20 protein-coding genes are annotated in these 23,334 nt (G+C 50.6%); 9 read left to right on the forward strand and 11 right to left on the reverse strand.

Annotated elements, in window-relative coordinates; translation table 11 throughout:
• Window positions 1-86: 86 nt before the first annotated feature.
• The 7 genes from BUB30_RS03780 to truB all read left to right on the forward strand — a co-directional run bounded on the left by BUB30_RS03780 (window position 87) and on the right by truB (window position 4,837).
• Window positions 87-500, forward strand: a complete 414-nt coding sequence (locus BUB30_RS03780; RefSeq protein WP_073131185.1) for a DUF2147 domain-containing protein — start codon at window positions 87-89, stop codon at window positions 498-500.
• Between the two features lie 65 nt (window positions 501-565).
• Window positions 566-1,129, forward strand: coding sequence for an RNA polymerase sigma factor (locus tag BUB30_RS03785; RefSeq protein WP_317044190.1), 564 nt, complete (start codon window positions 566-568; stop codon window positions 1,127-1,129).
• A 5-nt stretch (window positions 1,130-1,134) separates the two neighbouring features.
• Complete coding sequence (locus tag BUB30_RS03790; protein WP_073131187.1) at window positions 1,135-1,989, forward strand: RodZ family helix-turn-helix domain-containing protein; 855 nt, start codon at window positions 1,135-1,137, stop codon at window positions 1,987-1,989.
• A 155-nt stretch (window positions 1,990-2,144) separates the two neighbouring features.
• Window positions 2,145-3,029 carry a cell division protein FtsX gene (locus BUB30_RS03795; RefSeq protein WP_073131188.1) on the forward strand — a complete coding sequence of 295 codons (885 nt, stop codon included), beginning with the start codon at window positions 2,145-2,147 and terminating at the stop codon, window positions 3,027-3,029.
• Window positions 3,030-3,045: 16 nt separating this feature from the next.
• Window positions 3,046-3,249 carry a DUF3098 domain-containing protein gene (locus tag BUB30_RS03800; protein ID WP_073131190.1) on the forward strand — a complete coding sequence of 68 codons (204 nt, stop codon included), beginning with the start codon at window positions 3,046-3,048 and terminating at the stop codon, window positions 3,247-3,249.
• 59 nt (window positions 3,250-3,308) lie between these two features.
• Entirely contained in the window at window positions 3,309-4,124 is an 816-nt protein-coding gene (locus BUB30_RS03805; protein WP_073131192.1) for an undecaprenyl-diphosphate phosphatase, read from the forward strand.
• Window positions 4,125-4,126: 2 nt separating this feature from the next.
• Entirely contained in the window at window positions 4,127-4,837 is a 711-nt protein-coding gene (truB, locus tag BUB30_RS03810; RefSeq protein ID WP_073131194.1) for a tRNA pseudouridine(55) synthase TruB, read from the forward strand.
• Window positions 4,838-4,846: 9 nt separating this feature from the next.
• On the opposite strand, the gene BUB30_RS03815 is transcribed toward truB, so the two are convergent.
• From BUB30_RS03815 to BUB30_RS03825, 3 genes are read right to left on the reverse strand one after another with little or no spacing between them, the layout of a single operon-like run.
• Window positions 4,847-5,989 carry a DegT/DnrJ/EryC1/StrS family aminotransferase gene (locus tag BUB30_RS03815; RefSeq protein ID WP_073131196.1) on the reverse strand — a complete coding sequence of 381 codons (1,143 nt, stop codon included), beginning with the start codon at window positions 5,987-5,989 and terminating at the stop codon, window positions 4,847-4,849.
• 53 nt (window positions 5,990-6,042) lie between these two features.
• Window positions 6,043-7,050: a PorP/SprF family type IX secretion system membrane protein gene (locus tag BUB30_RS03820; protein ID WP_073131198.1), complete on the reverse strand. Its 1,008-nt coding sequence runs from the start codon at window positions 7,048-7,050 to the stop codon at window positions 6,043-6,045.
• A gap of 6 nt (window positions 7,051-7,056) precedes the next feature.
• Entirely contained in the window at window positions 7,057-13,086 is a 6,030-nt protein-coding gene (locus BUB30_RS03825; protein WP_073131200.1) for a T9SS type B sorting domain-containing protein, read from the reverse strand.
• Window positions 13,087-13,571: 485 nt separating this feature from the next.
• Here BUB30_RS03825 and BUB30_RS03830 point away from each other — a divergent pair, with 485 nt between their 5' ends.
• A complete protein-coding gene (locus BUB30_RS03830; protein ID WP_073131202.1) occupies window positions 13,572-14,279 on the forward strand; it encodes a YebC/PmpR family DNA-binding transcriptional regulator in 708 nt (235 codons plus the stop codon).
• Between the two features lie 20 nt (window positions 14,280-14,299).
• On the opposite strand, the gene BUB30_RS03835 is transcribed toward BUB30_RS03830, so the two are convergent.
• Complete coding sequence (locus BUB30_RS03835) at window positions 14,300-16,276, reverse strand: LTA synthase family protein (protein ID WP_073131204.1); 1,977 nt, start codon at window positions 16,274-16,276, stop codon at window positions 14,300-14,302.
• Window positions 16,277-16,436: 160 nt separating this feature from the next.
• Between BUB30_RS03835 and BUB30_RS03840 the strand changes: the two genes are divergently transcribed.
• Window positions 16,437-17,324: an outer membrane beta-barrel protein gene (locus tag BUB30_RS03840; protein WP_178377011.1), complete on the forward strand. Its 888-nt coding sequence runs from the start codon at window positions 16,437-16,439 to the stop codon at window positions 17,322-17,324.
• A gap of 135 nt (window positions 17,325-17,459) precedes the next feature.
• On the opposite strand, the gene BUB30_RS35040 is transcribed toward BUB30_RS03840, so the two are convergent.
• The 7 genes from BUB30_RS35040 to BUB30_RS03875 form a co-directional block, all read right to left on the reverse strand.
• Window positions 17,460-19,220, reverse strand: a complete 1,761-nt coding sequence (locus BUB30_RS35040; protein ID WP_073131208.1) for a hypothetical protein — start codon at window positions 19,218-19,220, stop codon at window positions 17,460-17,462.
• A gap of 21 nt (window positions 19,221-19,241) precedes the next feature.
• Complete coding sequence (locus tag BUB30_RS03850) at window positions 19,242-20,459, reverse strand: alpha/beta hydrolase-fold protein (protein WP_073131210.1); 1,218 nt, start codon at window positions 20,457-20,459, stop codon at window positions 19,242-19,244.
• Between the two features lie 60 nt (window positions 20,460-20,519).
• Window positions 20,520-20,981 (reverse strand): SRPBCC family protein, encoded by a 462-nt coding sequence (locus BUB30_RS03855; RefSeq protein WP_073131212.1) that lies wholly within the window; start codon window positions 20,979-20,981, stop codon window positions 20,520-20,522.
• A 28-nt stretch (window positions 20,982-21,009) separates the two neighbouring features.
• A complete protein-coding gene (locus BUB30_RS03860; RefSeq protein WP_073131214.1) occupies window positions 21,010-21,396 on the reverse strand; it encodes a hypothetical protein in 387 nt (128 codons plus the stop codon).
• A gap of 103 nt (window positions 21,397-21,499) precedes the next feature.
• Window positions 21,500-21,952, reverse strand: a complete 453-nt coding sequence (locus BUB30_RS03865; RefSeq protein ID WP_073131216.1) for a hypothetical protein — start codon at window positions 21,950-21,952, stop codon at window positions 21,500-21,502.
• A gap of 85 nt (window positions 21,953-22,037) precedes the next feature.
• Window positions 22,038-22,364 carry a hypothetical protein gene (locus tag BUB30_RS35415; protein WP_143164751.1) on the reverse strand — a complete coding sequence of 109 codons (327 nt, stop codon included), beginning with the start codon at window positions 22,362-22,364 and terminating at the stop codon, window positions 22,038-22,040.
• Between the two features lie 70 nt (window positions 22,365-22,434).
• Window positions 22,435-23,310: a hypothetical protein gene (locus BUB30_RS03875; RefSeq protein ID WP_073131220.1), complete on the reverse strand. Its 876-nt coding sequence runs from the start codon at window positions 23,308-23,310 to the stop codon at window positions 22,435-22,437.
• Window positions 23,311-23,334 lie beyond the last annotated feature (24 nt).

Here is a 23,334-nt window from a genome sequence, read left to right on the forward strand (position 1 = left end):
AATGCCGGGGCTTTTTTTTACCCCCCTGGTCCCCTTTGAAGGGGGGCGTCATTTTATTTAGTGCTGGGTTATTACTATTTTTTAGCATGAAAATGATCTTACCATTGATGCTGGTTGCTTTTTCAAGCCAGGCACAGTCTATTGTAGGAAAGTGGAAAACCATCGATGAAAATACAGGGGAAGCCAAGTCGGTAGTAGATATCTTTGAACGCGGGGGCAAGTTCTACGGGAAGATCGTGAGGCTCTTTTCGGAGAGCGACCCTGATCCTGTGTGCGACAAATGTGACGAGGAAGACCCCCGGTTTCGCAAAAAGGTCATCGGCATGGAGATCCTCCTGGACTTGGAGCGTCATGGCGAGGAGTTTTCAGAAGGGACCGTTTTGGACCCTGAGGATGGAAAAGTTTACCGGTGTAAACTATGGCTGGAGGGTAAAAACCTGAAGATCAGAGGATACTGGGGGCCGTTTTTTCGAACCCAAACGTGGGAGAAGGCGTCCTGAAAAGCAAAAAGTCAGCCAATTCGGTAAAAATTACAGCATAAGAAGGGTTACTAAGCCGCTAAAACATGGTATTCAGGTCGAACTCCAACATGAACGAGAAAGAGATCTTTGAGCGCATTTGCAAAGGCGATGAGAAGGCTCTCGAGTTCCTGTATCAGAAATATTACCGGATGATGACCAAGCTAGTCATCTCCAACAGCGGCACGGAGGAGGAAGCCCGCGACATATACCAGGACGCCCTGGTGGTGTTCTGGCAAAAAGCAACCTCGGGCAACCTGGTGTTGACCTCGAAAATGAGCACCTACATCTACAGCATCTGTCAGAACCTGTGGAGAAAAGAGCTCGATCGAAAAAAACGCCTCTCCAATGAAGAAAAAGACGGCTCTGTTACGTTGGATACAGATACGGCCGAACGTGAGAAGATCATTGCCAAGTGCATTGACCAATTGGGCGAAACCTGCAAGAAGGTGTTGATGTTCTACTACTTTGAGGAGATGTCGATGCAGGATATCGCAGACAAACTTGGCTTCGCCAACACCGACACCGCGAAGACAAAAAAGTATAAGTGTAAAAAGAAATTAGATGACCTTGTCAAAGCCCAGTATACGGAGCATGACTTTTTAGATTAGGACTTATGGTATCAGAAAAAGATTTTGAAACGCTGGATCACTACGTGGGCAACCGCCTGAACGCGCAAGAGAAAGCCGCCTTTGAACAGCAGCTCGCCAACAACGCCGAGTTGCAGCAGGCGCTGACCGTTCAGGAGCAGATTGCCGGTGGTCTACGCAAGGCACGCGCCGCAGAGTTGAAGCAGCTGTTGAAGAATGTGCCGGTTTCCACCCTACCCACCCAGCCCTCGCTGCTGGGCCGCATCGGCCTCTGGGCAGCTGCTGCCGGTGTAGCAGGCAGTGGTCTGTACTTCTACCTCAACCAGGACGATGCCAAGGCCGTACCGGCCACCTCGCCCACCACGGAGATAAAACAGGACGTTACTGCAGTAGAACCGGCGCCCCAAGCGGAGGCCGTCCAGGTACCGGCAGAAACCCAGTCCAACTCCAACGCCTCGAACAAGACGGAACCCGTAGCCCCGAAAACAGCCACGGATAAAGCAGAAGAGAAAACGACCGAACGCAATACCATCGAGGCATACGATCCCAGTGCTGAAACCGAAAACAGCAGTGCTTCCACCGCTACCGCGGACGAATCGCCCCGCACCTCCACACGTTCTACGATCGTGGCCGAAACGGATGTCACCAACAAGAAATACCACTTTCACTACCAGTTCAAGGAAGGCAAGTTGTTCCTTTACGGAATTGAAAAGAACCTCTATGAGATCATGGAGTTCTTCGCCGACAACAAGCGGACGATGTTCCTCTACTACAAAGACAACTACTACCTGCTGAACGACGAAAACGATAAAGTCAGATCACTCACGCCGATCAAAGATCCGGCCCTGGTGAAACGACTCAATGCTTCGAGAGGTCATTAACTAATTTTAGACCCTCTCCAATCCCAAAGCCCCGCCCCGCGCGGGGCTTTTTATTTTCAGTTCACATGCCCAAAAGCCCGTTCATCCGGCCCGCCCGTTAACCGCTTCCGCAGCCTCGGTTGATTCGGGATTTTCTTCTACCTTTGCCCATTCGCATGGAGAAAACGAAACACAAAAAGAAATTGGGAGGCTACCCCGCCGTGGGCGTGGTGATCAGCATCACGCTGGCCCTGCTCGTGACCGGCGTTTTTGGAATCCTCGTCATGTACTCGCAGGAACTGGAAGACCAGATCCGCCAGAACATCCGCATGCAAGTCTATCTGAAATCCAACCTCACGGAGACCCAGCGCCTCCAGATCGAAAATAAGCTCCTGTCGCAATCCTACGTGGACAAAGCACACGGCCGCGGTGTGGAATACGTTTCCAAGGACGAGGCCGCCAAGAAATTCATTGCCGAAACGGGCGAGGACTTCGTGAAATTCATCGGCGAGAATCCCCTCCGCGATGCCTACCTGGTGAGCATCGACCGCAACTATCACTCGCTCACGGAAATGGAGAAGATCAAGAGCGACATCAAAAAAATGAACGGCGTGTTCCAGGTGTTCTATGTGGAGGCCCTGATCGACTCCGTGAACAGCAATGTGACCAAGATCGGGTTGATCCTGATCGGGCTCATTGCCGTTTTGCTGGTCACCGTGGTCTTGCTGATCAACAACACCTTGCGCATTGCTTTATTTTCGCAGCGCTTTCTCATCCGCAGTATGCAATTGGTGGGTGCCAAGAAATGGTTCATCCTTCGCCCCTTTCTCGTGCGGGCGGCCGGCTATGGCATGCTTTCCGGATTGATTGCTGCCGCGCTGTTGTGGAGCTTGTCCAACTATGCGCAATCCAAGATCGCCGATTTGTCTATTCTTCACAGTCAAAATTCATTTCTCACCCTGCTGGGCTTTCTGCTGGTGCTGGGCATGATCGTAGCCGTGTGCAGCACGTTCTTCTCGATCCGTCGTTACCTGAGAATGTCTTTGGACCAACTATACTGAAAAACTGAAACCACTCATGGAAAGCAAACTTCCCTTTGGAAAAAAGAATTATCAACTCATGATCGCCGGTGTGCTTGCGCTGGTCATCGGATTTATCGTCATGAGCATCGACAAACAACAACACGGCTTTGGCTTCCTGGGCCTCACGCTGGGACCCATCATTGTGATGGGCGGGTTTGCCCTCGAGATTTGGGCCATTCTTCACAGGCCCACCAAATAGTTTTCGCAGGCCCCTCGCCCATACTAAACTAAACGGCAACCCTACAACCCGTCGCTGCTATGACCATTTTTCACGCCATCCTGCTGGCCATCATTGAAGGGCTTACAGAATTTTTACCGATTTCTTCAACAGGCCACATGATCATCGGCTCTTCGCTGATGGGTATTGCCACCGATCCGTTCACCAAGATGTTTACGGTAGCCATCCAGCTCGGCGCCATTCTGTCGGTTCTCGTTTTGTATTGGAGGAGATTCTTTCCGAAGGGAAAGACCCTCAAAGAACTGCTACCTTTTTATTTCAAGTTGCTCGTGGCCTTTATTCCTGCTGGCGTCTTGGGATTGCTGCTCAATGACTATATCGACGCGCTATTGGAACGCGTAGACGTGGTAGGTTATATGCTCGTCGCAGGCGGTGTCTTCTTTCTTTTTGTCGACAACATATTCCGTGAAAGCGAAAATGCACCCGACCGGGAGATCACCTTTCCCACGGCTTGGAAAATCGGATTCTTTCAAATCATTTCCCTGGTACCCGGTGTCTCGCGCTCGGCAGCCACCATCATCGGTGGTTTAGCTCAAAAATTGAATAAGAAATCGGCGGCAGAGTTCTCATTCTTTCTTGCGGTGCCCACGATGTTTGCTGCTACCGGGTACAAAATTCTCAAGTTCTATATAGGCGGCGGAACATTTGGCTCGCATGAGATCACCCTGCTGGCCGTGGGCAACATTGTGGCCTTTCTGGTAGCGATCCTGGCCATCAAATCGTTCGTCACTTTCCTGACGCGCCACGGCTTCAAGCTCTTTGGATACTATCGCATTGCGGCGGGCGCGCTCATCCTGATCCTGTATTACCTCGGGGTTGGTCTTACCGTCGTTTGATCATGGACGCGCAAGCTGCCGATCCGGGTCGCATCCTGCTGGTGAACAAGCCCCTGAAGTGGACCTCGTTCGACGTGGTGAACAAGCTGCGCTATAAGCTTAAAATCAAAAAGATCGGGCACGCCGGTACGCTGGATCCACTGGCCACGGGATTGCTCATCATTTGCGTGGGCAAAATGACCAAGCGCATCGAAGAATTCATGGGACAGGAGAAGGAATACACCGGCACCTTCATCATCGGGCAAACCACGCCCTCCTACGACCTGGAGACGGAAGTGTCGGAACAAAAAGACATCCGCGGCATCACCCCCGAAATGATCCAGGCCGCCGCGCACTCGCTGACCGGTGTGTTACAACAATTGCCTCCTCAACATTCTGCTATCCGCGTCGGCGGAAAAAGAGCGTATGAATTTGCCCGCGCGGGGAAATCCATCGAACTGACACCCCGAGAAATAGAGATCCGGGAATTTGAGATCACGGGCATGCAATTACCCGAAGTTCATTTTAGGATTGTGTGTACCAAAGGCACGTACATTCGCAGCATGGCCCGCGATTTTGGTGATGCCCTGCACGTAGGCGCCTACCTTTCGGCACTTTGCCGCACGCGTATCGGCGAATTCAGGCTTGCGGATGCTGTTGCCATAGAGGATGTGGAGCCCATGCCACCCAAAGACGCTTCAGGCGATGCGATGGCGGTCAACCCTCTTGACTAGACGCCCGGTCTACGCTTTCTGTAATACCTTTTTTATGATCTCCACCACCAGGCTTCGGTCGGCTACGGGCAAATTGGATCCCGAAGGCAAGCACAGTCCCTGATCGAAAAGTCTGTCGGACACGCCGTTGACATAGGATGGTGCATCTTTGAACACCGGTTGCGCGTGCATCGGCTTCCACAGCGGACGGCTTTCGATGTTTGCGGCTTCCAACGCCAGGCGAATGTCTTCGCGGGTAACGCCATGGGTACCCGCCGGGTCGATCAGCATCGTGGTGAGCCAGCGGTTGCTGAAACTGTGTTCCGGCTCTGGCAGAAAATACAAGCCGGGAATAGACCCAAGCTCGCGGGTATAGTATTCAAAATTTGCTCTCCGTTGGCGCACGCGTTCATCCAGGACCATCATTTGGCCCCGGCCAATGCCTGCACAAATGTTGCTGAGGCGATAGTTGTAGCCGATCTCGCTGTGTTGATAGTGCGGTGCAGGATCACGCGCCTGTGTGGACAGGAACCGGGCCTTTTTTATCCAGGCTTCGTTTTCCGACACTAACGCGCCACCACCCGATGTCGTGATGATCTTATTCCCGTTGAACGAATAGATCCCGAAGTCGCCAAACGTGCCCAGGCGCTTGCCTTTATAGGTGGCTCCCAGAGCCTCGGCTGCGTCCTCGATCACGGGAATCTCGTGGCGGCGGGCCACGGTCATAATATCTTCAATACGGGCTGGAGTGCCATAGAGGTGCACAGCGATGATAGCCTTGGGTTTTCTGCCGGTCTTGCGACGACGATCGGCGATGGCTTCCTCGAGCAACGCCGGGTCCATGTTCCAGGTCGACGTCTCGGAATCCACAAACACGGGTGTAGCACCCTGATACGCAATGGGATTACAAGATCCTGAAAAAGTAAAGCTTGAGCAGATTACCTCGTCTCCGGGTTTTACATCGAGCAGGATCAGGGCCAGGTGGATGGCCGCCGTGCCGGAACTGAGGGCTGCGCAGTGGGGGATGTTGTTATACTTGGCCAGGGCCTCTTCAAATGCTGGGATATGGGGACCAACGGGCGAGACCCAATTGGTCTCAAAGGCCTCTGTTACAAACCTGGCTTCGGCTTCTCCCATGTGAGGAGAAGACAGCCACACTTTATCTTTTATCATACGGGGCGTAAATATACGTGTTCCACCTTAAAACCCCAGGGTCGCAGGTTGAATCACCAAATTTGCTGGCTGAGGCGCTTGGTGTTGTTCAACCGCAGGGCGATCACCAGTTCGTGGCTTCCGCTGCTGAACTGCTGCATGCCTCCGGACGATACTTCATAGGAATACGAAGCGCCGAGCTTTTCATTCAGGTTGAACCCAACGGTGCCCACAATGCTCTTTATATCGCGATAGGTGACACCAAACCACAGTTTCTGCTCCAGGTATACTTTCACATTGTAGTCGATCAGAAACTTATTGTCTTCCTGCATCAACACCAACACACTCGGCTTGATGTCGACGGCCGGGCTGACGGGAAAGGACACGCCGGCTTGCGCCGAGCCTTTATAGAACTGATCGCTAAACGCTGCCTCCGAGGTTTTGAGGACAGAATTCACCAGCGGCAAGTATGACACCCCAAAATAGTAGCGCGGCCCATATACCATGATGCCTGCTCGTACATTGAGATTGGTGTGGTTCGCGCCGTTGGCCACCAAGTCCTGGTAAAACTGATCGGGTTGTGCGTTTATGCCCAGGTATAATTTACTGACGTCGATCTTCGTGTTGTCGATGAGCACGCTGAGGCCGGTAGACAGCATGGCCTTTTTCCCTACCGGGTAGTGAAACGCATATGTGATGCCACCGCCAAGCCGTTTCATGACGCCGATGTTTTCGTTGAACACGTTTATGCCCAGGGCCTGAATGCTCTTCTTGATGCCGGGTACCTCTTCGTTCTTTTTCTGCGGATCGACGGTTCCCGTGCGGGTCGAGTTCATGTTCAGGTCCAACGGTTCTTTGATGCGCACCGTATAGGCGAGGTTAATAAACTTCGGCGCATTTTTTCCAAAGCCGGCCCATTGATAGCGATAGCCCAGCTTCAGGTCCTGGTATCCCTCCACGCCCGCAAAGGCCGGGTTGAACATGGACATGAACTGAAATCCCTGGTTGCTGTTGGGCACGTACTGCGCCCTCGCCGTGGAAATCGTGAGACACAAAAGCACGATCGGTAAAAATCTTCCCATTTCTTCTTAGCGTAAAATGGTTACGGTCCCCTTATAGCGAACCTTGTTGAATTTCAAGTCTATGGTATAGAAGTAGGTGTCCACCGGCAATACCTCGCCGTTGTATGTTCCATTCCAATGCGTGTCGAACCCCTGTGTACGAAACAGCAATGTGCCTCTTTTGTTGTATACGCTTACCTCGGCATCCTGGTATTGGTCCGTGCCGTTGGCCGAAGAGATGACCCAGGTTTCGTTGGCCTGGTCGCCGTTGGGTGTGAAGGCCGTTGGAATGTCCAGGTCCCGGAAGTTGTAGATCAAGGTAATGACGCGGTCCTTCGTTTCGCTAAAGCTCTTGCCATCGGTCAATGTGACGTATACGGTACGCGAATCCAGGATAATGTCCACCGCATTGATATAGTTGTATTTGACGGAGCGTATGGCGTCCCTGTATTCCCTGGCGGTTGCTTTGCCTGTGAGGCTCAGCACGCCGGAGTTTGGATTGAAGGTGCCTTTGATGTTGGTGGTGTTGGTGAAGAGGAGCATTTCGTTCAGCAACCGGTAGTTCTCCTGGCGGAATCCAATTTCTGCTCCTGTGAGGTCGTCTTTATCGGGATCGTAGGCGTCGAATTGGGGTGAGAAGGCTACGGGCACCTCGGTGCCTAGTTCGTACTTCAGGGTATCCGATTCTATGAAGGTGATGACCGGTGGATCGTTCTCCGGTTTTACGTCAATTGCCACATGCGTATCGGCAAGACTATAGAGAAATCCATCGCTCGCCATCCACCGCAGCGTGTCGGCTCCCGTGGAGTCTTGTTGGGGTAAGTATTTCAGGGTCGACAACAAACCGGCTGAGATCTTGTCGCCTTGCGCGACCGGTGCGTTGTTCACGGTCAGGCGGCCGCGCTGGGGAAGTTGGGTGATCTGAATCTCGACAATGGGATTGCCGTCGGCATCCGAATAGGCGGCGGCAAACTGGGCGATCGTGAAGGGATAGGGCGTATCCTCCGGGGTGCTCACGGCAAACGGTTTTAGCACCGGGCGCGAATTCACTACGAGTTTGTAGGCCTGGTCCACCAGTGTTGCCGACCCATCCTTAGCCTGCAGTTTGATGTCCACCGGGCCGGAGGCGGTCAGCGGCGGCGTGCCTGCCAGTCTTGCTTTGCCATTTCCCAACAACGTAAACGTGACCCACGACGGTTTGGTGGGTGCCGTGAGCGTGATGGCGTCACCCTCGACGTCGGTCACTTCCACGATGTATTCGTAAGGCTTGCCGGCCTCGGTCAGCACAATGGGTTGTGAGGTGAACACCGGCAGGTCATTCACGGGGGTGATGGCGAGATTAAAGACTTGCGTGACAAAGTTGACGTTCGGCGCCGGTGTGCCCGGGCCATCGTCTTGCACACGAACCGTGAATTGCGCCGTGCCATTGGCGTTGGCTTTTGTTTTTACCTTCAACGTCCCCGTGGCTTGCGGACTGGTGTACACTACTTCCAGGATCTCGAACAATTCGGGTTTGTTGGTAGATGCCGTAACGGTCAGCACCTGGTCCTCTCCTCCCCCCGTTGAAATACCTGCGAGCGGAATGAGCTGAAGATCGGCATCTTCCAAAATGGGCCCGTAGGCGATCGGGTTGAGCGTTGGTGCATCGTTCACCGGGTTGACGGTGATGGTGAAGGTGGTTGAATGCTCCGCAAAACCTGTGTCCAGTATCTTCACCGTGATGGTGGCCACACCGAAAGCATCGGGCAGTGGTTTGAACGCAACGGTTGCCGTGGTGGCTGTTCCGTTGTAGGTGAAGGTGGGTTGAGGGATCAGGGCTGTATTGTCAGAGACCACCGTCAACGAAAGTTGCTGGCTGGCTTCGAGCGGACCGGCGGATATGTTTTGGATGGTGAAGGTCTGTGTCGCCGCGTCTTCGGTGATGGTGATGTTGTTGAGCGGATCGAAGCTTGGTGGATCGTTGACGGGGGTCACGGTCACCTGCAGCGGGAAGACGTTGCTGTTGGCTGTGCCGTCGTTCACCCGCACGTTGACCGCCAAGTTTCCTGAGAAATTTGCCGCAGGGGTTATGGTATTATCCGGTGCCGCTGTGTAGTTGGTGCCAGCCAGCACGGTGAGTTTAAAGTCGTCGGGATAGTTGCTGTCGGCGTCCGTCACTTTGAGGTCCGTGAAGGCAATCACGCGTGTGGCATCTTCGGCTATGGTCACCGGGTTTTGGCCGGTGATGGTCGGCGCGTCCGCATCGTCGGTGACGGTGATCTTCAACGGAAAAACAGCGCTGGTCGCAGCGCCATCCGACACTTGTATATTCACCGTCAATACACCATTGAAATCCAACGACGGCGTGATCTTCGGGCCCGCCGATACCGTATAATTGGCACCCGCCGTGACGATCATCGTAAAGCCGGTGGGATAGGTATTGTCTACATCGCTAACCGTCAGGTTTGAAAAGTCCAGGATCAGGGGCGTGTCCTCTATCGTAAACAAAGGCACCTGCCCGGTGATGGTCGGTGGGTCGTTCACGGGTTTCACGGTTACGGACGCGTTGAAGGTGCCACTGGATGATGTCCCATCGCTCACGGTTACCGGCACCGTCAGCACACCGTTGAAGTTCGATGCCGGCGAGATTTGATTTGTTCCCGAGAGCGTATAGTTAGTGCCAGCCCCAACCGAAAGAATAAAGCCTGACGCATTATCGGGATCTGAGATGTTGAAGTTTGCCACCACCAGCGTCAGCGGGGTGTCTTCGTTCGTGGAAAGTGTTCCCTGGCTGTTGATCACGGGCGGATCGTTGACAGGGTTCACGGTCACCTGCAGGTTGAACGGCGCACTGTCCACCGTGCCATCGTTCACTTTGACTTTGACCGTAAGCGTTCCATTGAAGTTCAGCGACGGCGTCACTGTATTCCCGGAAAATGTGTAGCCTGTTCCCGCCAATACGGTCAGCGTCATATCCGCCGTGGTATTGTCCGGGTCGGTCACCGTGACGTTGGCCAGCACGATGGTGATGGGATTGTCTTCATTGACTGCCAAGGCCTGCTGTCCGGTGATCACCGGCGGATCGTTCGTTGCGTTCACCGAGATCTGCAAATTGTAGAACGGACTGTTTGCCGTGCCGTCGCTTACAAACACTTTCACCAGCAACGTACCGCTGAAGTTGGGTGCCGGTGTCACCACATTTCCGGAAACGGAATAATTTGCTCCCGCCAGTACGAAGAGCGTGAAGTCGTTGGGATAGGTGTTGTCGGGGTCCAGCACTGTCAGCTGCGAGAGTGTGAGCGGTATGGGTTGGACTTCCGCGATGGTCAACGGCACCTGACCCGTGATCTGTGGCGCATCATTTACCGGTGTCACGGTGATGCTGGCATTGAAGACGGCACTGGAACTTGTTCCGTCGCTCACGGTGACGGGTACGGTCAGGGGGCCGTTATAATTTGTTGCGGGAGTAACCGTCAGGCCGGATACGGTATAGTTTGATCCCGATCCTACACTGAGTGAAAAGCCGGTCGTGTTGTCGATGTCGGTCACGGTGAATTGCGACAGTTGCAGGGTAATGGAGCCGTCTTCGGCCACCGTCAGCGGCGACTGCGCCGTGATGACCGGAGGGTCGTTGACGGGGGTGACCGTGATCTTCAGCGGGAACACGGCGCTGTTGGCGGTGCCATCGTTCACCAGCACATTTATGGTCAGAATGCCGGTAAAATTCGCGGCGGGCGTCACGGTAGCGCCCGACAAGGTATAGTTGGCCCCCGCTCCTACCGTCATCGTAAAGCCTGTAGGGAAAGCGTTGTCAGGGTCGGTCACCGCCAGGGCTGTGATGGGGATCGTGTAGGCCGTTTCCTCCGGTGTGGAAAGGGTTGCCTGGCCGTTGATGACGGGCACATCGTTCACCGGGGTGACTGTTACCTGCAGCGGAAATGATGCGCTAACCGCCGTACCGTCACTCACATGTACATTCACCGAAAGGGTCCCGTTAAAATTCAATGCCGGCGTGATGGTGTTGCCGGAAAAAGTATAACTGGTGCCCGCTTCGACCACCAGGGTAAACGTTGTGTTGTCGGGATCGGATACCGTAACATTGGCCAACGCGATGAGCTTCGGTGTATCCTCGGCCGTTGACACGGCCACCTGACCCGTGATGACTGGAGCATCGTTTACCGGTGTAACCGTAACGGACAAACCAAACGTAGGGCTATCCGCATCGCCGTCGTTTACCTTCACATTGACGGTAAGGGTACCGTTAAAATTCAAGACCGGTGTGATGGTGTTCCCGGAAGCAGTATAGTTGGTGCCGGGCAACACGGTGAGCGTAAATCCGCCGGGATATGTGTCGTCCGGATCGGTGATGAGCACGTCCGTTACCTGGATGAGCCGGCTTTGATCTTCCGCCATGGAAACCACATTCTGACCGGAAATGACCGGGGGATCATTCACCGGCACAACGTTCACCTGCAACGGGAACGTCCCGCTGCCGGCGGCGCCATCGCTGACGCTGACGTTCACAGAAAGGGTGCCGGAGAATCCAGCGTTTGGCGTTATCGTGTTACCGGCCACCGCATAGTTTGCACCGGCCGCTACCGACAACGTGAAGCCAGTCGGGTATGAATTGTCTACGTCACTTACCAACAAGTCCGAAAACTGGATCGTCCTGGCTTGACTTTCGTTGATCGTTACCGTGTTTTGTCCCGTAATGCTCGGCGGGTCGTTCACGGGCGTCACCGTGACCGCTACACCAAAAGGACTGCTATCTGCATCACCGTCATTTACTTTTACATTTACCGTAAGGGGACCGTTGAAATTCAATGCGGGCGTCACGACGTTACCTGCGAAGGCATAATTTGTTCCGGGAAGCACCGTGAGGGTGAAGCCGCCGGGATAGGTATCGTCCAGGTCCAGGATGAGTACGTCGGTCACCACCATGGTGCGGGTCTGGTCTTCCAACATGGAGACAGCGTTCTGCCCGATGATCACGGGTGGATCGTTGACCGGTCCGACCGTCACATTCAGGTCGAAGACATTGCTGGACGCAGTACCGTCGCTTACCTGGACCTTTACGATCAGGGTTCCGGAAAAGCCAAGCGCCGGCGTGACGAGATTACCCACCGCAAGATAGTTGGCTCCGGGCAGCACGGAAGTGGTGAAGCCGGCAGGATAGGAATCGTCGGGGTCGGATATGATCAGGTCCGTCGTGGCTACGGTGAACGGAATATTCTCCAAGGTGGAGACCGGATTCTGGCCCGTGATGACTGGAGTATCGTTGACAGGGGTCACGTTGATCTTCAAGGGATACGAGGTGCTGACGTTGACGCCGTCGCTCACTTGAATGTTTACGGTGAGCATCCCGGTAAAATTCAGATTTGGTGTAACAACATCGCCACTGGCCGTGTAGTCGCTACCAGGTGAGATGATGACCGAGAAATCGGCGGGAACATTATCAGGGTCGGAAATGGTGAGGTCGCTGATCTGGACGGTCACCGGCGTTTCTTCCGCCGTGTTGATCACATTTTGGCCGGTGATGTCGGGGGGATCGTTCACGGCGTTCACCACCACGTTGAGGTTGAAGGGAGCACTTTCGTTGGTCCCGTCGTTCACTTCCACACTCACGGGCAAGGGGCCGCTAAAATTAAGTTGGGGAGTGATCGTGGTACCATTGACGGAGTAGTTGGAACCGGCGTTTACGATCAATGAGAAATCAGTCGGATACGTATTGTCGGGGTCTGCCACCACCAGGTTGGTGAGGTCGATGCTGAGGGGCTGGTCTTCGTTTACCGGCACAGGATCCGGGGTCTGCCCGGTGATGGTGGGTGGATCGTTCACGGCATTCACCACCACGTTCAGGTTGAAGGGAGCACTTTCGTTGGCCCCGTCGTTCACCTCCACGCTCACAGGCAAAGGACCGCTAAAATTGAGATCCGGTGTGATCGTGGTGCCGCTGACGGAGTAGTTGGTACCCGCATTTACGGTCAGCGAGAAATCATCCGGGTAAATATTGTCGGCGTCGTCCACCACCAGGTTGGCGAGGTCGATAACGAGGGGTTGGTCTTCATCAACCGGCACAGGGTCAGGGTTTTGACCTGTAATTACCGGAACGATTTGGCCGTAGTTGAGCCCGGTTAGGGCACAAAATAGTAGAGAAAGTAAGATTTGGCGTCGAAAACGCATATTCGCAAACTGTAGACCGACAAAAATAAAGAAATTTCTGAACTGTATGCTGCCGAAACTTTAAAGGTAACTTTCTATTTTGGCCATTACCGCACTAAAAAACAGCATTTTAGCCTTGCAGCCCTTTATTTGGAGGATTAGGCATGGGCAAGTGGCTGATAATGTAGGATATGTGCTAAATATTGGAATTTTCCTTGCAATAAAACCTTCACAACGTTGCGTCGGAACAGCTGCCCGAACGGGCTTTGGGGATGCGGTCGCCTAGTGGTTTTCGGTGGCCTGAAATCACGGAACACCTATAAATTCACAGAACTCTTTCCACGCGGCTTGCCTAATTCGCGATCTCCTCTAATTTTGCCACACTCAAAAAACGAATAACCATGGGCCGCGTATTTGAAAAACGAAAACATAAGATGTTCGCACGCTTTGACCGGATGGCCAAAGCTTTTTCGCGCATCGGTAAAGACATCGCCATCGCCGTGAAACATGGGGGGCCCTTGCCCGAGAACAATCCCAAGCTGCGGATGTGTATTCAAAACGCGCGGGGTGTGAACATGCCTAAGGACCGCGTGGATGCAGCCATCCGCCGGGCTTCTTCAAAAGAGGAAAAGGATTTTCAGGAAGTAGTATACGAGGGCTATGCACCACACGGTGTGCCCATTGTCGTGGAATGTGCCACGGATAATCCCACCCGCACGGTGGCCAACATACGCCTCGCCTTCAGCAAGAACGGGGGCGCCATGGGCAATTCCGGATCGGTAGCCTTCATGTTCGAACGCAAAGGCGTTTTCAAGTTCGAACCCTCCAAACTCAACCTCGACGAATACGAACTCGACCTCATCGACGCCGGCGCCGAGGACATCGAGCGCGGGGATGAAGACACGATTGTCTACACCAAATTCACTGAGTTTGGCCACATGGCTAAATTCCTCGAATCCAAAGGCCTGGAAGCCAAAAGCTCTGAGCTCCAATACGTGCCCACCACCACCAAAGAACTACCCGAAGACCAACAGGACGAAGTACTCAAATGCGTGGAAGCCCTGGAAGCCGACGACGACGTGCAAAACGTCTATCACAACCTGGCCTGATCCAACCGGTCTACAAAATACTATCGCTTTGAAATGGGCGAAGCTTTCACCGTGAGGCTATCGCCGATCATGCGGTTATTGTACTGTTGCAGAATGGCCTTCATTTTTGTTTCCAGGGAATCCTGTACGGGAAGCTTCTGATCCAGCTGGTTCGTCTTCAGCATTTTATCCGTTTTGAAATTGAAAAGTCCCACAGACTTGTTGCCGTCGTATTGTAACAGGTGATCACCCTCCACGAGCTGGTAGACGTTGTCTTTATAGTTGAACGAAAAAGGCTCTTCACTGTCGTGGAAGGCATCGCGTCCGAAGGCTACATAAGGTTGATCATAGTGCAGGTAGCCCAACACCGTGGGCATGATGTCGATCTGTTGAACGATATGCTGTTGGTCATAGCCGGCCAGCGAGTTGTCGGGTTTGAAAAAGATGACGGGGATCTTGTAGAAGCCCAGGTCGGTGCGGCCGTCGGGAAATTCGATTTCGGATGAGGTGTGATCGGCGGTGATGACAAAGAGGGTGTTCTTGTACCACGGCATGGCCGACGCCTTCCGGAAGAATTTCTTCAACGCAAAGTCGGTGTACTGGATGCATTTGTGGATCACCATCGGCCCGCCCTTGAAAACACCTTCGTATTCCTCCGGGACCTTGAACGGGTGATGCGACGACACGGTGAACAAAGACGACATGAACGGCTGTTGGAACTCATTCATCTTGTCGGCATAGAACTCCAGGAATTTGTCGTCCCAGATGCCCCAGATGCCGTCGTAATCGGCGTCGTTGTTGTATTCGGTCTTTCCATAATATTCTTCCACACCGGCGATGTTCATGAAGGCCTGAAAGCCCATGGATCCATTGGGCGCCCCGTGAAAGAAGGCGGTGTGATATTGCTTCTCCTTTAGCAGCGACGCCAGGCTGTTGATCCGGTTCCCCGAATAGGGCGAAAGAAAATACGGCACGCCCAGCGAAGGTATGCTGGCCACCACCGACGGCAACCCGTCGATGGACTTGCGGCCGTTGGCAAAGGAATATTCGTAGGTGCGGCTGTGTTGGATAAGCGAGTCGAGGAACGGAGTGTACCCCCCATGCCCCCCTTCCTTATCTTTGTTGAAGAAGCCGAAGAATTCCTTGGAGAAACTTTCCAGGATGATCACCACCACGTTGTCGGGACGAAAGGCTGCAGTGTCGTGCGGGTGATGTACGGGTGTGTAGAGGTCTGCTAATTCATGATCCGAAAAATAGTGCAGGGGCACGAGCTTGGTTTTGCCCAGCGTTCGCAGGAGTGCAAACGGCGTGTTGAGTACGATGCTGATGTCGCGGGGGTCTTTCACATATTCACCCGCATTGCTCAGCGTGATGGGGCGCGTGCTTTCACCAAAACCGCCGCGAATGCCGCCGACCACACCCAAAGCGATCAAGGGTATGGCGAGGCCGCCCAGCGTATAATAAGCGACCCGGTTCTTCAGTTGAGGGCCGGTGATCTTCACGGTGTTATAGAGGCACACCATCACCGCCAGCAACGCCACCAGGAACAGCGTGGCGTACCAATAGTCGATAACAAAGCGCATCCACAATCCGGCGAGGTTGGTCTCGTTGTCGAATTGGCGAAACACATCGGCGGTGGTGCGGCGCAAGGTGAAGCGGTAGTAGATGAAGTCGGCTACGTTCATGGCCAGGGCCACGCCATTGGTGACGAAGAAGATGTATTTCAGGGTCTGCTGATAATAGCGGTTGAAACGCCAATCGACCGGGAGGATCATGAGCAGGATGAACAGGAGGTTGAGATAGAGCGCCGTGACCAGGTCAAAACGCAGGCCGCCCGCCATGAGCCGCACGAAATTCGCGATGGTCATGTCGGGAAAGAAATTTATATTGAATAAGTAAAAGAACACCCGGCAAACGCTGAGCAGGAACATGACCAATAACAGGCGAAGGGCTAGCGCGGTGTACAGGTTGGTCCGCCAGCGATAGCCGGCAAAGAAATTCTGGGCGGGTATTTTCATGCAGTCTCGTCAGGCAAAATAACAGTTGCGAAGTAATGCAAAATTTAAAGAATTTTAACGCCGAATTAACAGCTCAAAAAACCAATGAACGGCTGGATTAGCCGCAATTAAAGCCTAAATGCTTACTTTAAGGACATTTTTTAATCACCAGCGGCCCATAATGAGCAAGTTTTGTATCGTTAGTCTATTGGTTTTCAGCAGTCTGTCCGTGTGGGCGCAACAATACTCCATGTCCCTGGGTGTTTTCACCGGCACTTCCGTCGCCTTTAGCAACGACCAGGGTATCAACAACGATCCGCGATACAAAGGCCGCTACGAATTAAAGTTCGCTCCCATCGGCGTCAATTTCGGAATGGACTATGAACGCTTCGGCTTTATGGTGAGCCCGGGGCTGATCAACATCGGGCAAAATTATTATGTTATCAACACCGTAGGCGGGCAGGATGGTCTTCGCAAGATCAACCTGAAGTATCTGAACATTCCCGCGACGATCAAAGTGCACATGCTCAATTTGTCGTTCTTCAAGTTCAGCGCGGTGGCCTCGATCAGTGCATCGTATCTGCTGGATGGAAAAGATGAGGTTTCCCACAGCGCCACCAAACTCACCTTCTCGCCCAACGTGTACCCTATCCTACCCCCGGACTATGAAGTGCAGTATGACGGCGTGAAAGTGCCGGCGGTGGACAACTATGTGATCAATTCCAAACAGGACTACCGCCCCATGCAGGTCTTTGTTGCCGCAGGGTTCCGCTCCGACTGGGATGTGTCGGATCACTGGCGGGTGTCGTTTGATTTCCGGGTGAACTATGGGTTATTTGATCCGCGGACCGATGCTTACCTTGCTAAGCTTAACACCAACTCTACCCTATACGATCTGCCAGGCGCCCGACGCGATATGTTTGCGCAGCTGACGTTTGGGATTTCGAGGTATCTTGATTTTGAGAAGGGTGATGTGGAGCGGGCTAAGAGTTTGAAGGGGAACCACAAGATGTATAAACCTAAGAAGTATCCGGGGCAGAAGATCAGGAGTTCAAGGCCGAAGGGGTAGTTTCGTTGCCAGGCGGATGATTTCATTCAGCACATCCATTCTGTTTCGATTCCACAAAAATTGGCAACTTTCCCACCAAGCTCATGCGCTTCACAAATTCTTCGTAAGGTGGGCATTCAAATTCCTCTATTGCAGTCATTCGTAGTTCCAAGGACTCTCCTCAATGTAGTTTAACCTGCTTTCGAGTAAATCTTTTTCCGCAATCTCATTTTTTATTTCTTTTATTAGCGAATCGTATAGGGGAGAATAGTGCCTTCTAAGGGATCTATATATTGTCGCTAGATTTTCCATCCTGACACCATTTTCTTTCTTTGAAAGCTCTTTCAAAACGGCAAGACATTCCTGGTCCTTGTAGCTTGCCAGTGCACGAACATAATATTCATCAATCCAAATATCGCCTTGCATTTCACGCGACGCACAGGCGATTAAATCTTGTTTGAAAGCTTTGTCGGGGAAATTCTCAATGGCTTTGAAAAAGACCTTATAGCCGCCATAGTGAACATTAAAGCGATCAAGCTCAAATCCAGTTCTTATAAATTCAATGTCCTCCGGTTTGCAATAGGCGGACAATGCGATAAGTCCGAATTTATCTTTAAGACCATTGCGTACCATTGACTTGATCAACGAATAGTCTTCTAACACTGGCTTATGAAAAATTAAGATCTCTTCCAGTACATTCAAATGCGTGTACTTGGTCAAAATCAATTTTTTAAGAGTATCCTTTTGAGCGTTGTTGAATTCCTTGATCGTGTACTCCAACATCAGGTCGGCGGGACAAACCTCGTATCCAAAATCGCTCGTCATCTGCATCATCCTGGTAGTGTCTTTTAAATTATCGACAACAACCTGAAACAGACCGCCCGCTTTGCGATAGGCGAGCGCTCCCAAAGCATACGTTCGAATGTAAGGATGATTCGATTTCAGCAACGATCTAAGGTCCTCTATCCTGGCCGTATCTCTTAAGAAAAGATATGGCATAGGCTCTTTGTCCAATTGCCATAGTTGAGGTGAAGTTGACGGTCTCTTTCCTTTGCTGTCTTGAAGCGCCCGGTAAGTTCTCCCTTTGAAGACTACCATATCGTCTTGATAGAACGCCATCGCCTCGTCCCAGAGCGGAAAAGTCGACCCATAGCCGGAATCTTCATCATAAAGAACAATGCCATTATCAAATGCTTGCTGACCCTTTATCTCTGCGAGTCTTACGGAAAGGATAGAGTCATAGCTTCGCTGGGCATAACATTGCTGCGAACCCATAGTAACGAACATGATTATCACGTTTGTTAGTCTCATTATCAAAATATTTACCGGTCTGGAGTTACAAAGGTCTTTATTGTCTTCCCTTCTATTCTTATTTGTTTCAGTTCTCCATTGCACAATCGTGTAAACAAGTCCGCCAATAAGTCCGTTCAGCCCGCCCAAATAGCTAAAATTGTGCATGGAGCCAACTTGGATGAAGCTTGCAAAATCTACCAAGTTGTCGGGTAGGTACCAATTTGCAAATTCTGCCCTTGGCTTGCTCGCCAGGTAAATATGCCCATAGGCGAGTCCGATAAGCCCGGTGGCAAAGGCAATTAGAACGGTAATAAGAAACGCTTTGAGCGTCACCTTAAGCATTGTCCGCCAGTCTCTGTGGATTAGTCCAACAAGTCCGAGGACTGCTCCAATCGGTATCCCCATCCACCAGGTTGCCCGCAGTCCCACTGCCGCGACTTCTATTCTTGGATTTGGAAAGATCGCCTCGCTCCCCAGGTCCATGAGACCAAATTGGTAAAACTTGAATTTTGTATAGTATTCCGGGGAAATCGTGTAGGTCAATTGGTCGTGAAGTATTCCATAGAGCCCGGCGAGTAAACACGAAATGGCAACTAAGATTATCAGTGTCAGGAGTTTGTTCATATCAATCGTCGCCCGTATGGACTACTTCACGCCGCCAAGATCCTTCTTCAAATTCTCAATATTACTTACCGAATCCTCGTTTTCTGGAAATATTTTCACAGACTTCTCGTAATATCCCAGGGCTTTCTTCTTATCTCCCCTACTTTTCCAGTACTGTCCCATATTCGCGAACGCACTAGAGCTGTTCGGGTAGTTGTCCAAATTCATTTGAAAGAACCCTTGCGCCACGTCATATTTTCCAAGCGACAGATATATGCTGCCCAAAAATTGGGTTATCCTTTCAGGCGGCAAAAACGTAACGCCCAACTCTTGGGATAGTTGCTGGTATTGTGATTTTACCTGGTCAGCCGTGGAGATCGTGCTATAGTCGGCCCTGTATTTCTCGAAAATAAATCTAAGGGCATCGTACTCGCTAATGAGCGCAACCGATGAGTGGTCATCGTCGGGGTAGAATTTATACTTCCATCGCAAGCCTGATTTATTTCGTGTCTCAAGAAACGTCGCGAATTCCTTTATGGCTTCAAAATGAGGGTTACTCGAATCCCAGCTCCTAAGTGAATTCGCCTGCGCCAGGTACAAAGACCTTCCCTTCAAATTTGCGGTATTAAAATAGTCACGTCTCTGTTTAAGCAACAATTGGTTGTCCCACCACAAACTCGGGTCGATCGCTACATAGGCATTAAAAGCCTGCGGTATGGTGCAAAGGGCGTGAAGGACCGCAAGTCCACCGAAAGAGTGACCTATTAAGATCCGGTAAGGAAAAGTTCTAAAGGTCGATTCAATTTTTGGGGCAAGTTCGCTGGTTATAAATTTCAAAAAGTTATCCGTGCCGCCACTCGGCTGAAAAAAATCATAGTCTTTACCGTCCACTCCCTTTGTTGAATGCGTTGGATTGAGCTCCCTAACGCGATTTGTATTCGGTATGGCCACTATGATCATTTCAGGTACCACAAATGTCTGGTTTATCCCGGAACCTAAAATTTGAATGAGTCCACTCAAGGAATGGAAATTCAAGTCGCCGTCCAGGACATACAACACTGGAAATTGCTGCGCTTGAAAATATTTATCCGAATAGTTGGGCGGCAGGTATATCCATACGTCCCGGGTCTCATTCAAGACCTCGGAATGTATTGACATCTTTTGCCCGATTTTTAAAATTGGCTCATTGTCCTGGCAAAACGATACCAATGGGTACAAAGCAAGAAATAAGAGGAATGCCGTTTTAGAGTGCTTCATCATAGTGTGTCATTAGTACAATCCTAACGCTTAAATAGAATGGTGAATGCCAAGCTACCGCGATTAACTATCACTTCGTTGGCGGCCATCGCCGCCGTTTTCCACATTTTCCTTTATTGTTAGCATCGTCGTTTTCCAATAGAATTCCAAATGCTTTCGAATGGTGTCAGTCGGAAAGTTTTCGATGGTCAGGTTCAATCGGGTATGATTCTCAATCGGAGTTAAGATAAATTCAAGTATGGAGTAGTTTTCTTGCTTATCCGGAAGCCTGGAAACTGAACTCAAATGGCTATAGCTCAATCTTCTTTCCTTCTCATATTTAAGAACAATGCCTTTATTCTCGAATTTTGTGTGATGAAATCCTCGAATAAGGACCGGTGTTTCGATCCCCCAACTGGCATGCACCTCTAATCCCATCTCCGGATCCCCCATCCATTTTGTCATTCGTTCGGGCACAGTAAGAGCAGACCATACTTCGGCCGGTGAGGCGTTTATTGTAACCGCGTTAGAAAATCCATCCATCATTACGGGGCGCTTTCTTTATCCATGTGACTTATAGTCCATCCTTATTTATCCATGCCGAAAAATCCCGTCGGTGCGCATAAACAAATGCAACGAACACCAACAGTGAAAATAGCTGTATTCCCAACATTACCTCCGCGTCCAGCGCCGCAAACTTAAATCCGCCGCCGATGATCATAATTGTTGGCGTGAAGGCGACGATGTTTAGCAGCCCCAACACTAACGTCACCCCGAGAATTATATTTGAAATCCGCTTATTCAGAAAATAGGTTACTAAGACGATCGCTGTCAGCCCATAGGCCATCCTATGTTGACGTGTCAAAATTACATTAGTCGTCAAAACAATCATTGCCGTGTAGATCAGCGCGGCTACTATAAGTCCCAACGGAAATAGTTCTTTGATTTTTTGTCCATTCATGTGTGCCAAAGTTTTATTCGACGCTATGCGCTATGCTAGTAAATTAAACCTACAAATACTCAACTCCTCGGCAATGAATTATGCGCATTGGTCAGATGTTTATTCACTTCCCATCCTCCAAAAGGTCCATAAGGGCCCGTCCATAAAGTGTACGAAATACAGCCTCTTGCTCTCCCTTTTGTATTGAGATGGTTTGGTGATGACCGCCGTATACCGGCGAGTTCATTGGGTGAGAAGCTCTATCAAGTTGCCATAAAAAAACTTGTTTTGAAAAATTGAGGATCTTGTCGCTTTTTCCATCGGTCATATCAATGATATAGGAAAGTACTCTTATACTATCGGTTCCCACCCACAGCGTTGATGCAATCGTGTATGTCCCATTGTGTTGATTGATTATTCTGACACTCACCATTTCATTTTTGCTATCTGCGATATATTTCTTTAATAAGGCTACTGATTCTGAAATCGGATCAATTTGTTGGATTTGCCGGCGCGCGCTGGAGAATCCACAGAAAAGGATGACAGAAATGATTAAAACAAATGGCGTGCTTCTCATATCTCAGTAGCCGGCTTGAGCGGGACAAAGCTATGGTTCTTTGAATTTCCAGAAGACTTCATCTTTACATTATTTAAAAACCAAACTACAAATTCAGAATCTCCTTGAATTTTTCACAACGCTTTTCCAATTTTTTCCAAAGCCTATCTCGAATGGCTACGATTTGTTCTACCGTGATCCCTTCATCCTTCATTTTATACTCTTTTCTTAACCCCTCCATGTCGGTTGCCATGCCCTGTCCAAGGCAAGCATTTATGGAGTCCTTCACATGAACATTTTCAGCCATGATTGGGATCTTTATTTCGAGACATTTGCAAATTTCATTGCTTACTCTGTCGGAGCTTTTTTGTCCATAGGAAATGGTCCCCATTGACAAAAGAATAATGCTAATGGTCCAAACTTTTAACGTCATGGTGATCTATCCTGGTTAAGTGTCTTGATTTAACGGTTGGCTCACAAACAACTCTTGTTGATTACTGCAATTACACTTTAATCAACGTGAATTTTGTTTTCTTATTCGCCGTCATGACCCCCGAGGCTACTAACGTCATAATGCCGTCGTAAGAAATCCAACGCCCCTTGTCAATGGAGAACTCCGCAAGCGCTTGATGTGTTAACTTCATCATTGTTTCTGTTTGCTCACCCCCGTTGCCCAACTTCGACATAGAAAAATTTCCTTTTACGTACTGTACGATATCATATTTCAGAACCGCTATATTCTCTCCTTGAATTTTCTTGATCTCCACCAAGGTTACTTTATTGAGATTATAAGAGCTGTCACAGTCAAAATTTTCATCGTTGGAGATTAAATTAACATCCAGTTTCCAAGTATCGCCCACCTGAACAGGCTTGGTCGGTAGCTCAAAAAATATTGAGATCAAATTCTTTTGATTGGTCTTTGTCCAGAAACTGTGTATTCCCCCCGTTTCATAAACCGAACCCCGGAGCAAAACGCCCTGACCCATGGCTTGCATCATTTTTATCATCCTGTTTTGCTTGCTGTCTGTAGTGTCCGATTGAAATTCATTCTTATCCCGTTTAGCAACCGCTACGATATCAATAACACCTCCTCCTTTGTTCGTTAATGTTGTAACCACATTCACGCCTTTGAATGCAGCATTAAGTTTTTTAAAAAAATCCTTTGCCTGGGACATGCCTTTGCCCGTGCTGTCTGAAAATGATTTAAATAAACCACCAAAATTCAGTTCTATGGAAGAGGTGTCTATGTCGCTCATGACGGTCAAGTAAGAGAGTTTCTCCTCTTTCGCAATCTTCCAATCTAAATCAACTTTTTGCTTCTTTTGGCCGAAGCTGGCGGTTGCCAGAAATACGAAGACAAATGTCATTATTTTATCCATCGGGGTTTATATGTTTATAGTTGG

This window comes from Chryseolinea serpens (genome assembly GCF_900129725.1).
Classification (GTDB): Bacteria; Bacteroidota; Bacteroidia; order Cytophagales; family Cyclobacteriaceae; genus Chryseolinea; species Chryseolinea serpens.

What these genes read in the sequence shown, in the direction of transcription:
- BUB30_RS03815 (WP_073131196.1), bottom strand. Translation starts at nt 5,989, where the DNA reads ATGATAAAAGATAAAGTGTGGCTGTCTTCTCCTCACATGGGAGAAGCC.
- BUB30_RS03860 (WP_073131214.1), bottom strand. Translation starts at nt 21,396, where the DNA reads ATGAATGGACAAAAAATCAAAGAACTATTTCCGTTGGGACTTATAGTA.
- truB (WP_073131194.1), top strand. Translation starts at nt 4,127, where the DNA reads ATGGACGCGCAAGCTGCCGATCCGGGTCGCATCCTGCTGGTGAACAAG.
- BUB30_RS35415 (WP_143164751.1), bottom strand. Translation starts at nt 22,364, where the DNA reads ATGACGTTAAAAGTTTGGACCATTAGCATTATTCTTTTGTCAATGGGG.
- BUB30_RS03865 (WP_073131216.1), bottom strand. Translation starts at nt 21,952, where the DNA reads ATGAGAAGCACGCCATTTGTTTTAATCATTTCTGTCATCCTTTTCTGT.
- BUB30_RS03800 (WP_073131190.1), top strand. Translation starts at nt 3,046, where the DNA reads ATGGAAAGCAAACTTCCCTTTGGAAAAAAGAATTATCAACTCATGATC.
- BUB30_RS03820 (WP_073131198.1), bottom strand. Translation starts at nt 7,050, where the DNA reads ATGGGAAGATTTTTACCGATCGTGCTTTTGTGTCTCACGATTTCCACG.
- BUB30_RS03840 (WP_178377011.1), top strand. Translation starts at nt 16,437, where the DNA reads ATGAGCAAGTTTTGTATCGTTAGTCTATTGGTTTTCAGCAGTCTGTCC.
- BUB30_RS03830 (WP_073131202.1), top strand. Translation starts at nt 13,572, where the DNA reads ATGGGCCGCGTATTTGAAAAACGAAAACATAAGATGTTCGCACGCTTT.
- BUB30_RS03790 (WP_073131187.1), top strand. Translation starts at nt 1,135, where the DNA reads ATGGTATCAGAAAAAGATTTTGAAACGCTGGATCACTACGTGGGCAAC.
- BUB30_RS03795 (WP_073131188.1), top strand. Translation starts at nt 2,145, where the DNA reads ATGGAGAAAACGAAACACAAAAAGAAATTGGGAGGCTACCCCGCCGTG.
- BUB30_RS03835 (WP_073131204.1), bottom strand. Translation starts at nt 16,276, where the DNA reads ATGAAAATACCCGCCCAGAATTTCTTTGCCGGCTATCGCTGGCGGACC.
- BUB30_RS03780 (WP_073131185.1), top strand. Translation starts at nt 87, where the DNA reads ATGAAAATGATCTTACCATTGATGCTGGTTGCTTTTTCAAGCCAGGCA.
- BUB30_RS03805 (WP_073131192.1), top strand. Translation starts at nt 3,309, where the DNA reads ATGACCATTTTTCACGCCATCCTGCTGGCCATCATTGAAGGGCTTACA.
- BUB30_RS03785 (WP_317044190.1), top strand. Translation starts at nt 566, where the DNA reads ATGGTATTCAGGTCGAACTCCAACATGAACGAGAAAGAGATCTTTGAG.
- BUB30_RS03850 (WP_073131210.1), bottom strand. Translation starts at nt 20,459, where the DNA reads ATGATGAAGCACTCTAAAACGGCATTCCTCTTATTTCTTGCTTTGTAC.
- BUB30_RS03855 (WP_073131212.1), bottom strand. Translation starts at nt 20,981, where the DNA reads ATGATGGATGGATTTTCTAACGCGGTTACAATAAACGCCTCACCGGCC.
- BUB30_RS35040 (WP_073131208.1), bottom strand. Translation starts at nt 19,220, where the DNA reads ATGAACAAACTCCTGACACTGATAATCTTAGTTGCCATTTCGTGTTTA.
- BUB30_RS03875 (WP_073131220.1), bottom strand. Translation starts at nt 23,310, where the DNA reads ATGGATAAAATAATGACATTTGTCTTCGTATTTCTGGCAACCGCCAGC.